Here is a 13,394-nt window from a genome sequence, read left to right as displayed (position 1 = left end):
CCGGGGTGGTGGGCGGTGGACTTTACGGTGCTTTAAATTGTGGGCAGTACACCGCTTTGGGGGGGGGGGCGCCCCGGGGCGGGGCGGGCCGCCACCGGCACGCGAGAAAGTCAGGCGGCGCGTCGGCCGCGCGCGAGCAGCGGGTAGGCCGCGCACACCAGCGCACCCCACACCACGCCGACGATGATCGCGGTTCGACCGGCCTCGGTGAAGAACAGCAGCACCACCACCAGCAGCAGGAAGCCCAGCGCCAGCGCTGTGCTGACCGGCGCGCCCGGCAGCCGGTAGTCGCTCGCGGGCAGCAGCCCCCGCCGTACCCGGGCCCGGTACAGGAAGTGGCAGACCAGGATCATGCCCCAGACGAAGATGATGCCGATGGTCGAGACCGAGGTGATGTACGCGAACGCCTTGTCCGGGGAGAAGTAGTTCACGCCGACGCCGATCACCATGACCGCCGCCGACAGCGCGATGCCGGCCGAGGGCACCGACCGAGAGCTGAGCGCGCCGAGCCGGGCCGGGGCCTCCTCCCGCTGGGCGAGGCTGCGCAGCATGCGCCCGGTGGAGTAGATGCCGGAGTTGCAGGACGAGAGCGCCGCGGTGAGCAGCACGAAGTTGATGATGGCGGCCGCGCCGGGGATGCCGATCTGCTCGAAAACTTCCACGAAGGGACTGCGCCCGGCGTGGAAGGTCCGCCAGCTCGAGACCGACATGATGATGACGAGCGCGCCGATGTAGAACAGCCCGATGCGGAACGGCAGCGTGTTGATGGCCTTGCGCAGGGTGTTCTTCGGGTCGCGGGCCTCGCCGGCGGTGACGCCGACCAGTTCCACGCCGACGTAGGCGAACAGCACGATCTGCAGGACCAGCAGGGTCTGGCCGAAGCCGTTCGGGAAGACGCCGCCGTCGTTCCACAGATTGGCGACCGTCGGGTTCGTGGCCTGTCCGAAGTGGAAGATGAGGACACCAAGGCCGATGAGGATCATGGCGATGATGGCGGTGACCTTGATGGCCGAGAACCAGAACTCGCCCTCGCCGAACAGGCGCACCGAGACCATGTTCGCCAGGAACATGATGCCGAGCACCACGAGCGCGGTCACCCACTGCGGTATCGCGAACCAGTACTGCACGTACTTGCCCGCCACGGTGATCTCGGCCATGCAGGTGGCGACCCAGACCGCCCAGTAGGTCCAGCCGGTGGCATAGCCCGCGAAACGGCCCAGGAATTCGTTGGCGTACTCGGCGAAGCTGCCCGCGACGGGCCGATAGGTCAGCAGTTCGCCCAGCGCACGCATGATGACGAAGATGGCCAGACCGGCCGCCAGATAGGCCAGGATGAGCGCCGGGCCCGCCTGCTCGATCGCGCCGCCCGCGCCGTAGAACAGGCCGGTGCCGATGGCGCCGCCGATCGCGATCATCTGGATGGTGCGGGGCGAGAGGCCGCGCGCATACCCCTCGTCGGTGGTGGCCGAGCCCGGCTCGGTGGCCTGTCTTTCCGAGGCTGTCACAAACGTTCCTTCCACACGTGCGTGCGGCCGCACCGAGCCTCGCCGTCGTGCGCGCGGGACGCCGGGGACCGCGCCGAGCTTGCCGACGGGTTGCCGAGCTCGGTCCGAGGCGTGTCAGATTACCGGAGGCGAACCACACGTCCAGACCGGAGTTACCGGTCGGTATCCTCGTCCACCAGCTCCAGGCCGGTGACCACCTCGGTCTCGATTCGAATGACGTGATCGCTCGGCATGTTGACCCACGGGTCCAGCAGGGTCACGTAGCGCCGCACCTGTTCTCGGTCGGTGACCACCCGGGCGACGCCGGTGACGATGACGCTCCAGCCGCTGCGGGTCTGCTCGTCGAAATCGTCAACCTCGTAGGCGACGACCTGCCCGTCACCCCGCAGCAGACTTGCGCCCAAATGCGCACGCACGACGACGGCGTCCAGCTCCACAATGTGATTGACGGGCCGAATGATCGGAACACCGCGGCGGGAGAAACAGATTCGGCCGTATTGCGCCCCGGCCAAGCGTTTCAGTGAATCGGCAGCCGAGAGCTCGCGGAGCTTTCGAACACCATCGCCGACCATCTCTCCGATTGTGGCCGAAACATCCGATTTATGCCAATTGTGTTGCCGCAACGCGCGGTTCGGGATGAGATTCTCAGCGCACCGGGGGCACGTCTACCTGGGCCGGAACCTTGTCCGTGCGCAAGCCCTTCCAGCTCGGCATGCGCAGCCGCCCACCTCGGAATTCGCGGTACTGTACGTCTCCCACCAGGATGGTCTCGACCCAGCGCCAGCCGGCGGCGGCCGCCTCGGGCGGCGTCTGCTCGAAAGGACTTGCCGGGACCGCGATTTGATCGAGCGTGTCGCGAATGGCGCGGCGCGCCGCATGGGTGAATCCGGTACCGACATTCCCCAGGAAGACCAATCGCCCGTTCTCGTCGTGCGCGCCCAGCACCAGCGAGCCGAAGGTCGATTCCATCGCGCCGGTCCCCGGCGTCCAACCGGCAACCACCACTTCGGTGTTGTTCCGCAGCGCGGTCTTGATCCAGGCGGGTGAGCGGCGGCCCGGAAGGTAGACCGAATCGATGCGTTTGGAGACGATTCCCTCCAGCCGGTGCTCTTCCGCGGCGTAGAGCAACTTCCGGGCGTCCATGCCGACCCAGTGCGGCGGGGCGGACAACGGCGCGGGCAGGTCCAGGTCGGCGAGCCGGGCCCGGCGGTCCAGGTAGGTCTCGCCCGTGACGTCCAGGTCGCCGACGGTCAGGACGTCGAAGACGAAGAAGCGCACGGGCACCTCGGCGAGCAGTTGCTCGCCCGGGCGCTCCACGTGCATGCGGCGCTGCAGCAGCCCGAAGGACGGCGCCCCATCGCGTTCGGGGGCCACGATCTCACCGTCGAGCACGAGGGTTCCGTTGCCCGGCACCGCTTTCAGGGCCGCCACGATCTCGGGGTACGAGGAGCCCACGGCGTTGCCGGCACGACTGTAGAGCGAACACTCTCCGTCCCGGCGCACCGCGATGATGCGGACGCCGTCCCATTTCATCTCGACTGCCCACTCGGGGCCGTTCGGCGGGCGGCCCGCGGTCGCCAGCATGGGGGCGGGAACGTGTGCGAGCGGCCAGACCACGGCGGCCGCTACCCGCGCCGGCAATCAGACATGGGGAACATGCCCGGGAGTTTGCCTCCAGATCGCGCGCGGGTCGCGGCGGCTCGCCGTGGTCGACCCGGTTGTTACGCCGCGGGGCGGCTGTCCGCGCTACTTGGCGGAGATGCCCTGCTGACGCAGTACGTCCAGGACCTCGCCGTAGCTGAGCGAGGAGGTGACGTCCAGGGTCTCCGACGCGGCGTCGGTGCTGACCGCGCTGACCGAATCCATGCCGCGCAAGGTCTGCTCGGCGAGGTTGGCCTCGCTGGAGAAATGCGGCAATTCGAACCTGTAGCCCATGACGGCCACCCTTTCTACGGGGTTCCACTGACACGGACGCAGTAGCCGGATCGGCGCGGGTCAAACCTGCCGGACCCGGTCGCGCCCCGTCTCCTTTGCGCCACAGCCCTTCTCACCGCACCGGCCTAGAGTCGGTTCATGATCGCGATTCCGGACGCCTTCGCCCAGCTCACGATCGCCCGCGAGGGAGCGGCCGGGCGAACCTGGATCGCGGCGCTGCCGGGCCTGTTCGACGAACTGCTGGACAGCTGGTCCTGCACCCCGGCGGGTGCGGCGATGCACGGTCATGTCGGGGTCATCGTCCCGGTCCGGCACGCGGAGCTGCCGCCGGCGGTGCTGAAGGTCTCGTTCCCCCATCCCGGCAACGTCCACGAACCCCATGCCTTCGCCGCGTGGAACGGGCGCGGGGCGGTACGGCTGTTCCGGCGGGCCGACGACCGCTTCGCCATGCTGCTGGAGCGGGCGGGTTCGGACACCCTGGCCACGGTCACCGATCATGAACGGGCGCTGCGGATTCAGGGTGACCTCGCGCGGCGGCTGGCGGTGCCCGCGCCGCCCGGGGTCCCCGCGCTGGCCGACGCCGTGCCGCGCTGGGAACGCGACATGACTTCGACCGCGGCGGCTTTCGATCATCCGCTGCCGCCCGCCGTGTACGGCGCCGCGCTGGCCACGCTGCGCGAACTCGGTCCGGAGCGGCCCGCGACGCTGGTGCACGGCGATCTGCACGACGCCAACATCCTGGCCGCCGAACGGGAACCGTGGCTCGTCGTGGACCCCAAGGGGCACTCGGGCGACCCGGCCACCGACGCGCTCAACGTGATTCGCAGTCCCCGGTACCTGGAAGTGCTGCGCGGCCCCGATCTGCGGGCTCGGGTCCATCGCCTGCTGCACGTGTACTGCGACGCGGCGGACATCGACTTCGACCGCGCCCGCCGCTGGACGCAGGCCGGGGCGGTGCGCGAATCCCTGTGGGGCAGAGCGCACGGCGACCCCGACTGGCTGGTGGCGGCCACCGACGACCTGGCAGCGGTTCTGACCTGATGGTTCGTGCCGAGACCGGCGGCGGCGACCGCGACGTGGCGGGCACGCTGTCGCGAACATCGCTCGCCGCGACGGCGGGTTCACCCATCGGCTCGCGGCGCGAGCGACGCCGCGGGCTGTCATTGTATTGGGCGACAACAGGACGATGGATGCGCCGACGCGCGTCCCGGTGAGGAACGAACAATGAGCTTCGCGGACAAGTACGGCCCCTGCGCGCTGGTGGTGGGCGCGGCCATCGGATTGGGGGCCGAGTTCAGCCGGCAGCTCGCCGCGCGGGGTCTGGATCTGATCCTGGTGTCGCTCGAGACCGACGAACTCGCCGCGCTGGCCAAGGAACTCGAAGCAGCGCACGGGATTCGGGCGCAGACCGTCGTGGGCGACATCACGGCGCCGGAGACCCTGGCGCAGATCGAGCTGTGCGGGGCGGGCACCGAGATCGGCCTCGTCGTCTACAACGCGGGACTGTCGATCTGCGGGGAGTGGGTCGATACGCCGCTGGAGAGTCATCTGAAGGTGCTGGACGTCAACGTCACCGGCATGTACCGGGTCGTGCACCGCTACGCCGCGCCGATGCTCGAGCGCGGGCGCGGCGGCGTCATCCTGCTCAGCTCCATGTCCGGATTGCTCGGCACCCCGATGTACGCGTCCTACGCGAGCACCAAGGCGCTCACCCTGCACCTGGCCGAAACCCTGTGGGAGGAATGGCGATCCAAGGGCGTGGACATCACCGCCGTCATCCCCGGCGCGACCGAGACCCCGGGGTATCGCAAGGACAACCCCCGCGAAAACCGTTCCACCCCCGACGTCATGGCGGTGGGCCCGGTGGTGGCCGCGGGCCTGAACGCGCTCGGCCGCCGGCCGTCGGTGATTCCGGGTCGGCTCAACAGAATCAGCGGCACGCTGCTGACGAGACTGCTCCCCCGCCGGACCGCCATCGGCATCATGGGACGCTCGATGCGCTCGACCTACGGAGGCCGGTAACCCGGGAAACTCACCGCGTGGGAATCCGTTCGCGGCCGACGTGCCCGGCTGCGAACGGATTCCGCGTTCTCGGCCGGCTAGACGACCTTCGCGTCGATGAGCAGGGTCCAGATCTCGGCCTGATCCACCACCTGCACGCCGAGCTTCTCGGCCTTGGTGAGCTTGCTTTCGCCCACGCCCGCGCCGGTGATCAGCATGTCGGTGTTGGCCGAGACCGAGGACGCGGCGGTGGCGCCGGCCTTCTCGCACAGCCGCTGGAAGGTCGGCCGGGCCACCTTCTCACCCGAGCGGGGATCCGCCAGCGCGCCGGTGATGACGACCGTCTTGCCCGCCAGCGGCGCGCCCGCGGCCACCACCGGGGGCAGATCCTCCGCGCGAACGTCCAGGGAGACACCGTATTCGCGCAGGCGCTCGAGCTCGGGCCGCAGCCGCGCCAGGTGCGAGGTCAGTGACGCGGCCACCTTGGCGCCGATGTCCTCGACCTCGACCAGGCGCTCCTCGCCCGCGTCGGCGACCTCCTCGAGGGAACCGAAGCCCGCGCGGGCCAGCCGCGCCGCGGTGCCCTCCGAGGCCATGGGAATCGACAGGCCGATGAGTGCGCGGCGCAGGCCGACCTGGCGGCTGGCGTCGATCGAATCGATCATGCGCTGCGCGGAAACCTCACCGACGCGGTCGAATTCGAGGAGCCGATCCTTGGTGAGGGTGTAGAAGTCCGAGGGGTTCTCCAGGATGCCCGCCTCGGCCAGGCGCTCGATCCACACCTGGCCGATGGCGTCGATGTCCGCCGCCGCGCGCGAGGCCCAGTGGATGAGCCTGCGCACCGATTGGGCGGGACAGGAGGCGTTGGTGCAGAACAGTTCCCGGCTGTTGCCCTGTTCGGTGACCGGCTGGGCGCAGGACGGGCAGACGGTCGGCGCGACGATGTCGATCTCCTCGCCGGTGCGCTTGGCGGCGTCGAGAACGCCCGCCACGAACGGGATCACGTCGCCCGCGCGGCGCACCAGCACCGTGTCGCCGACCTTGATGTCGCGGGCGCGGATCACCTCCTGGTTGGCCAGGGTGGCCTTGGTGACCGTGGTGCCGCCCACGAAGACCGGCTCGAGCCAGGCCACGGGGACGATCTTGCCGGTCTTGCCCACATCCCAGATGACCTCGCGCAGCAGGGTGGTCTTCTCCTCGGCCGCGAATTTGAACGCCAGTGCGCCGCGCGGGGAGTTGGAGCGGGTTCCGGCCGCCGCGTAGGCATCTCGATCGGCCAGGCGCAGCACCGCGCCGTCCAGGTCGTAGTCCAGGTCGTTGCGATCGGCCTCGATGACGCCGATCGCGGCCTGCGCCTGCTCGGCATCGGCGCAGTGCCGCATCCGCGCGCCGGCAATGCCGAGCGTGCGCAGCCCCTCTTCCAGGTCGACCGCGGTGTCCTCGTCGGTGTCCAGGTCGAAGCCGAAGAACTGCAGCCGCCGTTCGGCGACCGTGGCCGGGTCCTTGGCGCGCAGTGTGCCCGCCGCGGCGTTGCGCGGATTGATCAGCGGCTTGTCCGGATGCGCGGTGTTGTAGGCCAGGAAGGTCGAGCGCAGCATGACCGCCTCGCCGCGCACCTCCACCCGTCCCGGGGTGTCGATGCGGTCGGGCACGCCGTCGACCAGCGCGCGCACCAGCGGGGTCACGTCGTCACCGGTGGTGCCGTCGCCGCGGGTGGCCGCGACCTGTAGCCGCCCGTCCTCGTAGACCAGGGACAGTGACAGCCCGTCGAGCTTGGGCATCACCACGACCGACTGCCCCGGGAACCGGTCCAGGAAGGCCGCGACCTGCTCGGGCTTGGTCGCCTTCTCCAGCGAGAGCATGGGCCGCGAATGCCGGATCGGGGCGTGCAGCACGCCCGGCGCGCCGACCTCGTCCAACGGGTTCGGGTCGGGCGCGAGTTCGGGATTGGCCTCGATCAGAGCGCGCAGCTCGTCCTCGACGGCGTCGTAATCGGCGTCCGCGACCAACGGCGAGCCCTGATAGTAGGCCTCGCGCAGCTCCACGATGCGTGTCGCGAGCTCTCGGATGTTCTCCCCAATTTCCACGACATGGGACGCTACCCATACCCACTGACAGCCGCATGAACCGACCGGTACTGCCGGGCGGCGGGCCGGGCCGGGCACCCGCGTCAGCGGGGATCGCCGTGACCGGCGACGAAGGCCGCGACCCGGCCGAGTTGCCGGGTGGCCGGGTCGGTCAGCGGCTCGACGATCAGGGCCGGCATGCCGACCCGCCGCGCCGCGCCGTCCCGGTTCTCCCGATCCCCGACCATCAGCGTCGCCGCGGCCCGGGTTCCGAGCCGCGCGAGCATCTCCTCGAAGATCGCCGGGTCCGGTTTCTGCACGCCGGCCTCGCACGACAGGACGAAGGCCCGCTCCGGGATTCGATCGAACGGCGGGTCGCGGAAGAACGGCCTGATGTCGAAGTGGATATTACTCAGCACGCCGACCGCGCGACCGCTGTCGAATAGGGCGGCAACGGTTTCGGCGGCGTCGGCGGCGAAGGTGTTGTACGACGGATCCGAATCCACGTCCCAGAGTGCCCGGGCGAGAGCGTCATCGAGCCCCGCGTCGGCGAACACCCCGAAATAGGTTTCGCGATGGCGTTTTTCGCCGATGTTGCCGTCCGGGGCCTGGAGCCGGCGGCGGAGTTCGGGGGTGTGGATCCTGCTCAGTACCGCGTCGATCGCCGCGTCGTCGACGACCGCGCCCGAGGCTGCGGCGTGGCGTCGTCGCAGCGCCTCGCGCACCCATCCGCGCGCGTCGAGTTCGCTGACAAGGGTGCCGCGCCAATCGAAGACGACCGCGGCGATCCCGGAGGCGGGCGAAACCGGCAGCTCGGGACTGTCAGGTGAATTCGGCATGATGTCCGACATCAGATCAGGCGCGGCCGTGTGGCCGACGCGGGACCCGCGCACGGCGACCGCAGAATTCCTACGCCCGCAGGCGCGAAAACCGGGAGCGGCGCGCCGCGAACAACGCTCCGATCGCCAGGTTTGATGCCTCGAGCAGCGGGAATTGCAGCACCATGTTCACCATCATCGGGCTTATCGCCCTCCTCGGCGCGGTGGCCATCGGTGTCGCCGGCATACAGGCCAACAGCGGCGAAGACCACGTGCTCGCCAATGGTTTCACCGTATTCGACCACGCCTACGGCGGCTCCTCGGGGCTGTTGTTCGCCTATGGCATCCTCATCGGCGCCGTGGGTACCTGCGGGCTCATCATGATGCTCGCGGGGCTGTGGACCACATCGCGGCGCGGCGCCATCGCCCGCCGGGAGCTGAGACAGTCACGGCGCGAAATGGCCGCGGCGCGAACCGAACTCAGCAAGCCCGTACCCGCCCCGACTGCGCCGAAGCCCTCGGCGCCCGCGGCTGCCAAGCCCGCGGCGGCCGCACCGGCTCAGGAACCGACCTGGTCGTTCAACAAGTTCCTGAACCGCACCCAGAGCTCCAAGCCGGTGGGCTCCGGCGCGGCCGAATCGCTCTCGAAATAGGAATCGATCATGGTTATTTTAGGTCTTGTCCTGCTCATCGCCGGTTGGCTCCTCGGCTTCTCGCTGCTGACCACCCTCGGCATCATTCTGCTGGTGGCGGGCGTGGTCCTGTGGGCGCTCGGCTCGGCCGGCCGGCCGGTCGGCGGGAGACGCTGGTATTACTGACCCACTGCTAGGTACAGAGCGCCGCGGGGCCCATCCGCTAGCGTCGCACCCATGACGGTGACGGTGCTTGTTCCGGATGATTACGGCCTCGCGGCGCTTTCGCGCGTGGACGGGGTTCGCGCGCTGCGCTTCTCCCCCGGCAAGCCGTTGCCGGACGGCGCCGAGAAGGCCGAGATCCTGGTCCCCGGATTCCTGGTCGGTCCCGAGGCCGCGCGCATCGTGCACGCGCTGCCCGGCCTGCGCCTGGTGCAGTTGCTCACCGCCGGCGCGGAGTCCTGGGTCGGGAAAGTGCCCGAGGGCGTGCGCATCTCGATCGCACGGGCCGCGCACGGGGCCAGCACGGCCGAATGGGTCATGACCGGACTGCTGAGCGTGTATCGCGAATTCACCGGGTTCGCGGTGGCACAGCGCGAGCACCGCTGGACCCAGCATCAGACCGATACCCTGCACGGCAAGCGAATTCTGATCGTGGGCGCGGGAAATCTCGCCGAGGAACTGCGGCGCATGCTCGCCCCGTTCGGCACCACGGTGGCGCTCGTAGGCACCACCGCTCGCGACGGCGTACACGGGATCGACGAATTGCCCTCGCTGCTCGGCGATTTCGACGCCGTCGTGCTCATGGTCCCGGTGACGAGCCGGACCGTCGGCATGGTGGACGCGGCCTTCCTGGCCCGCATGGCCGACGGCGCGATTCTGGTCAACGCGGCACGCGGCCCGGTGGTCCGCACAGATGATCTGCTCGCCGAACTTCACACCGGCCGCCTGCGCGCGATCCTCGACGTCACCGACCCCGAACCCCTGCCCGCCGGCCACCCGCTCTGGGACGCGCCCGGCCTGCTGCTCACCCCGCACGTGGGCGGCAGCAGTCGCGGCAGCATGGAACGCGGCTGGGCCGTCGCCACCGAGGAGATCGCCCGCTACGTCGCCGGCGAGGAACCCCGCAACCTGGTGCACGGCGAGTACTGACCCGAGAATCCGCAGCTCAGCCGCCCGGCCACCGGCCGAAACCCCGCCCGCACGCCGAAAGCACCTCCCGACAGATACCCACCTAGGGTATATAGTCGAGATCATGTCCACTGATCATGCTTCGTCCGGTTCCGGCACGGACCCGACCCATTCGGGCCATGAGCACGACGGACACGCGGGCCACACCCCACCGGCCACCCACCCGCCGACGGTGGCCGATTCGGGCAACGGCACCGGATCCGCGGGTTCCGGCCCGGCCGGCATGACCAGCCATTCGGACCACGCCGACCACAGCACACGGCCGGACCACGCCGGGCACGACGGGCACGGACAGCACAGCGGCCACGGCGGGCACGGGGACCACGTCGCCATGTTCCGGCGGATGTTCTGGATCATGCTGGTGATCGCGATCCCGACCGTCGCGGCGGACATGATGTTCGCGGACCTCGTCGGGTACAGCGTGCCCGGGGCGCTGAAGTGGGTCTCGCCCGCGCTGGGCACGCTCATGTACGTCTGGGGCGGGCGGCCGTTCCTGACCGGGGCGGTGTCCGAGATCCGGGCGCGGCAGCCGGGGATGATGCTGCTCATCGCGCTGGCGATCACGGTGGCGTTCGTCGCGTCCTGGGGCTCGACGCTCGGGCTGCTCTCGCACGAGCTGGATTTCTGGTGGGAGCTGGCGCTGCTCATCGTGATCATGCTGCTCGGGCACTGGATCGAGATGCGCTCGCTCGGGCAGGCGTCCAGCGCGCTGGAATCGCTGGCCGCACTGCTGCCCGACGAGGCCGAGCGGGTCGAGGACGACGGGACGGTCACCACGATCGCGCTGGATCAGCTGCGGACCGGCGAGCTGGTCGTGGTGCGGCCGGGCGGGCGCGTGCCCGCGGACGGCGTCGTGGAATCCGGCGCCGCGGACGTGGACGAATCCATGGTGACCGGCGAATCCCGCCCGGTGCGGCGCGGCCCCGGCGATCCGGTGGTCGCGGGCACAGTCACCACCGATTCCGCACTGCGCGTGCGCATTTCGGCGGTCGGCACCGACACCACGCTGGCCGGGATTCAGCGCCTGGTCGCCGAGGCCCAGAACTCGACCTCGCGCGCGCAGGTGCTCGCCGACCGGGCGGCGGGCTGGCTGTTCTGGTTCGCCTCGGGTTCGGCGGTGCTGACCGCGATCGTGTGGACCCTGCTCGGCGAGCCGGATTCGGCGGTGACGCGCACCATCACCGTGCTGGTCATCGCCTGCCCGCACGCGCTCGGCCTGGCCATCCCGCTGGTCGTGTCCATCGCCACCGAGCGCGCGGCCAAGGCGGGCATCCTCATCACCGATCGCCGGGCGCTGGAAGCCATGCGGACCGTGGACGCGGTGCTGTTCGACAAGACCGGCACCCTGACCCGCGGCGAACCGGCCGTGGTCGGGGCCGCGGCGACCACGGCGGCGATCAGCGAGGACGAGGTGGTTGCCCTGGCCGCGGCCGCGGAATCCGACAGCGAGCACCCGCTGGGCCGAGCCATCGTGCAGGCCGCGGCCGATCGCGGGCTGACCGTGCCAACGGCCGGAGACTTCGCCGCCCGCAACGGAATCGGGGTCACGGCGACCATCGGCGGCGCGACCGTGAGCGTGGGCGGTCCCGGCATGCTCACGGAGCACCAGCTCGATCCCGCCCCCGAGGCGGCGCACTGGGCCGAGCAGGGTTCGACCGTGCTGCACGTGCTGCGCGACGGCGCGGTGGTCGGCGCACTCGCCCTGGCCGACGAGATCCGGCCCGAATCCGCCCGCGCGGTCGCCGATCTGCACGCGCGGGGCATCCACGTCGCCATGATCACCGGTGACGCCGAACCCGTGGCCCGCACGGTCGCCGAGCAGCTCGGGATCGACGAGGTGTTCGCCGGGGTCCTGCCGCAGGACAAGGGCGCGAAGGTGCAGGCACTGCAGGACTCGGGTCACCGGGTGGCCATGGTCGGCGACGGCGTCAACGACGCGCCCGCCCTGGCTCGCGCCGACGTCGGCATAGCCATCGGAGCGGGCACCGACGTGGCCATCGCCTCGGCGGGCGTGGTGCTGGCCAGTGACGATCCGCGCTCGGTGGTCTCGGTGATCACGCTCTCGAAGGCGACCTACCGCAAGATGATTCAGAATCTGGTCTGGGCGGCGGGCTACAACATCATCGCCGTACCGCTGGCCGCGGGCGTGCTGGCGCCGTGGGGCGTCACCCTGCCCATGGAGGTCGGCGCACTGCTCATGTCGGCGTCCACGGTCGTGGTCGCGGTCAACGCGCAGTTGCTGCGCCGCCTGGATCTGCGGCCCGCCCCGCTCGAGCCGGTGCGCGAGCCCGCGGCGGCGACCGGGTAACCGATCAGAGCGTGTCCTTGCCGATCGGCCGGTTCAGCTCCCGCCATTCCCGCTCCCACCGCGCGTTGCGCCGGGACTCCAGCACGGCGCTCGCGATCCACACCGAAGCCGCTGCCGCGCACCAGGTCTCGACCAGCAGCGCCAGCCCGGTACCGATCCCCTCGGCCGCCGCGGCGCCCGGCCGGGTCGGCGCGGCGGCGGGTTTGCCGTCGCGCCCGATCCACAGCGGCACCTGCTCCCCCACCTGGGCCAGGGTGTCGACCTCCACCTTCGCGGTCTCCTCCGCGCCCGCGAAGGTCCAGCGCACCCGCGCCTCGTAGCGATCGTGGTACGCCCCGTAGCGATCCGAGGTCCCGAGCCGCACGGCCTGTTCGGTCACCTGCGCCTCCACCCGGGTCTTGCCCGCGTCCTGTGCCGCGATGCGCGCGGCTGCCCCCGTGTAACTTGCCGTCCCCACGGCCCCCGCCACCGGTACCGACACCACCACCGCGATCGCCGCCAGGAACCGCAGCAGAACCTCGAATCGGTCCGAACCTCGCATGAGCGGACTGGGATTCCAGGGCAGCACCCGCCACCACCGAACCGACCAGGACGGAGTCTCCGACACCCGGCCCACCTCCTCCCGGTGCCACACCACCGACTACCCGTTAGCAATACCCACTTCGATACGCCCCGAAAAGTGGTTTGTGCAGGGAAAACGCAACGACACGCTTAAGTGACACGCCGAAGCGACCGAAACTTGCCGATTCCGTTCCCGGCCCGAGCACTTCGGCACCGGCGCGAACTCGAATCCGCACCGCCGGCGCCGGATTCGGCGAGCACCGCGCCCGCGTCCGGCGGCGGACGCGCCGCGCCCGATGCGGGCTCACCGGCCGAGCCCGGAAGCGGCCGCCGCCCGGGAGCGAGCCGTTCACGACACCGCAATGGATGCTGAAAGT

Annotated in this window: 13 protein-coding genes; 6 read left to right on the top strand and 7 right to left on the bottom strand. The window is 70.3% G+C overall.

The window, feature by feature from the left end:
* Window positions 1-110: 110 nt before the first annotated feature.
* From ABZ319_RS25635 to ABZ319_RS25620, 4 genes are all read right to left on the bottom strand, one after another.
* Window positions 111-1,505 carry an amino acid permease gene (locus ABZ319_RS25635; protein WP_354989025.1) on the bottom strand — a complete coding sequence of 465 codons (1,395 nt, stop codon included), beginning with the start codon at window positions 1,503-1,505 and terminating at the stop codon, window positions 111-113.
* 152 nt (window positions 1,506-1,657) lie between these two features.
* The gene (locus tag ABZ319_RS25630; RefSeq protein ID WP_354989024.1) at window positions 1,658-2,077 is read right to left on the bottom strand and encodes a pyridoxamine 5'-phosphate oxidase family protein; all 420 of its coding nucleotides are present in this window, start codon (window positions 2,075-2,077) and stop codon (window positions 1,658-1,660) included.
* Window positions 2,078-2,150: 73 nt separating this feature from the next.
* Entirely contained in the window at window positions 2,151-3,146 is a 996-nt protein-coding gene (ligD, locus tag ABZ319_RS25625) for a non-homologous end-joining DNA ligase (protein WP_354989023.1), read from the bottom strand.
* Window positions 3,147-3,251: 105 nt separating this feature from the next.
* Window positions 3,252-3,440, bottom strand: a complete 189-nt coding sequence (locus ABZ319_RS25620; protein WP_354989022.1) for a hypothetical protein — start codon at window positions 3,438-3,440, stop codon at window positions 3,252-3,254.
* A gap of 138 nt (window positions 3,441-3,578) precedes the next feature.
* On the opposite strand from ABZ319_RS25620, the gene ABZ319_RS25615 reads away from it, so the two are divergent.
* Both ABZ319_RS25615 and ABZ319_RS25610 read left to right on the top strand, forming a co-directional pair.
* A complete protein-coding gene (locus tag ABZ319_RS25615; RefSeq protein WP_354989021.1) occupies window positions 3,579-4,481 on the top strand; it encodes an aminoglycoside phosphotransferase family protein in 903 nt (300 codons plus the stop codon).
* Between the two features lie 183 nt (window positions 4,482-4,664).
* Window positions 4,665-5,462, top strand: a complete 798-nt coding sequence (locus tag ABZ319_RS25610) for an SDR family NAD(P)-dependent oxidoreductase (RefSeq protein WP_354989020.1) — start codon at window positions 4,665-4,667, stop codon at window positions 5,460-5,462.
* A gap of 77 nt (window positions 5,463-5,539) precedes the next feature.
* Here ABZ319_RS25610 and ligA read toward each other — a convergent pair whose 3' ends face one another.
* Together ligA and ABZ319_RS25600 are read right to left on the bottom strand one after the other, a co-directional pair.
* Window positions 5,540-7,528: an NAD-dependent DNA ligase LigA gene (ligA, locus tag ABZ319_RS25605; RefSeq protein WP_354989019.1), complete on the bottom strand. Its 1,989-nt coding sequence runs from the start codon at window positions 7,526-7,528 to the stop codon at window positions 5,540-5,542.
* 83 nt (window positions 7,529-7,611) lie between these two features.
* Window positions 7,612-8,346: an HAD family hydrolase gene (locus ABZ319_RS25600; protein ID WP_354989018.1), complete on the bottom strand. Its 735-nt coding sequence runs from the start codon at window positions 8,344-8,346 to the stop codon at window positions 7,612-7,614.
* Window positions 8,347-8,510: 164 nt separating this feature from the next.
* On the opposite strand from ABZ319_RS25600, the gene ABZ319_RS25595 reads away from it, so the two are divergent.
* The 4 genes from ABZ319_RS25595 to ABZ319_RS25580 all read left to right on the top strand — a co-directional run bounded on the left by ABZ319_RS25595 (window position 8,511) and on the right by ABZ319_RS25580 (window position 12,456).
* Window positions 8,511-8,978 (top strand): hypothetical protein, encoded by a 468-nt coding sequence (locus ABZ319_RS25595; RefSeq protein ID WP_354989017.1) that lies wholly within the window; start codon window positions 8,511-8,513, stop codon window positions 8,976-8,978.
* A gap of 9 nt (window positions 8,979-8,987) precedes the next feature.
* Window positions 8,988-9,143: a hypothetical protein gene (locus ABZ319_RS25590; protein ID WP_354989016.1), complete on the top strand. Its 156-nt coding sequence runs from the start codon at window positions 8,988-8,990 to the stop codon at window positions 9,141-9,143.
* A gap of 51 nt (window positions 9,144-9,194) precedes the next feature.
* Window positions 9,195-10,109, top strand: a complete 915-nt coding sequence (locus tag ABZ319_RS25585; RefSeq protein WP_354989015.1) for a 2-hydroxyacid dehydrogenase — start codon at window positions 9,195-9,197, stop codon at window positions 10,107-10,109.
* A 262-nt stretch (window positions 10,110-10,371) separates the two neighbouring features.
* A complete protein-coding gene (locus ABZ319_RS25580; RefSeq protein WP_354989028.1) occupies window positions 10,372-12,456 on the top strand; it encodes a heavy metal translocating P-type ATPase in 2,085 nt (694 codons plus the stop codon).
* Window positions 12,457-12,460: 4 nt separating this feature from the next.
* On the opposite strand, the gene ABZ319_RS25575 is transcribed toward ABZ319_RS25580, so the two are convergent.
* On the bottom strand, window positions 12,461-13,063 hold the full coding sequence (locus ABZ319_RS25575) for a hypothetical protein (RefSeq protein ID WP_354989014.1): 603 nt from the start codon (window positions 13,061-13,063) through the stop codon (window positions 12,461-12,463).
* Window positions 13,064-13,394 lie beyond the last annotated feature (331 nt).

Origin of the sequence: Nocardia sp. NPDC005978, from assembly GCF_040614455.1 — a bacterium.
Lineage (GTDB): Bacteria > Actinomycetota > Actinomycetes > Mycobacteriales > Mycobacteriaceae > Nocardia.
Note: the sequence above shows the minus strand (reverse complement) of the source record. Positions and strands in the feature narration are given on the sequence as shown.

Excerpts from the sequence above, each read along its gene's own strand:
- ABZ319_RS25630 (WP_354989024.1), bottom strand. The coding sequence starts at position 2,077 with ATGGTCGGCGATGGTGTTCGAAAGCTCCGCGAGCTCTCGGCTGCCGAT.
- ABZ319_RS25620 (WP_354989022.1), bottom strand. The coding sequence starts at position 3,440 with ATGGGCTACAGGTTCGAATTGCCGCATTTCTCCAGCGAGGCCAACCTC.
- ABZ319_RS25615 (WP_354989021.1), top strand. The coding sequence starts at position 3,579 with ATGATCGCGATTCCGGACGCCTTCGCCCAGCTCACGATCGCCCGCGAG.
- ABZ319_RS25610 (WP_354989020.1), top strand. The coding sequence starts at position 4,665 with ATGAGCTTCGCGGACAAGTACGGCCCCTGCGCGCTGGTGGTGGGCGCG.
- ABZ319_RS25600 (WP_354989018.1), bottom strand. The coding sequence starts at position 8,346 with ATGCCGAATTCACCTGACAGTCCCGAGCTGCCGGTTTCGCCCGCCTCC.
- ABZ319_RS25595 (WP_354989017.1), top strand. The coding sequence starts at position 8,511 with ATGTTCACCATCATCGGGCTTATCGCCCTCCTCGGCGCGGTGGCCATC.
- ABZ319_RS25590 (WP_354989016.1), top strand. The coding sequence starts at position 8,988 with ATGGTTATTTTAGGTCTTGTCCTGCTCATCGCCGGTTGGCTCCTCGGC.
- ABZ319_RS25585 (WP_354989015.1), top strand. The coding sequence starts at position 9,195 with ATGACGGTGACGGTGCTTGTTCCGGATGATTACGGCCTCGCGGCGCTT.
- ABZ319_RS25580 (WP_354989028.1), top strand. The coding sequence starts at position 10,372 with ATGACCAGCCATTCGGACCACGCCGACCACAGCACACGGCCGGACCAC.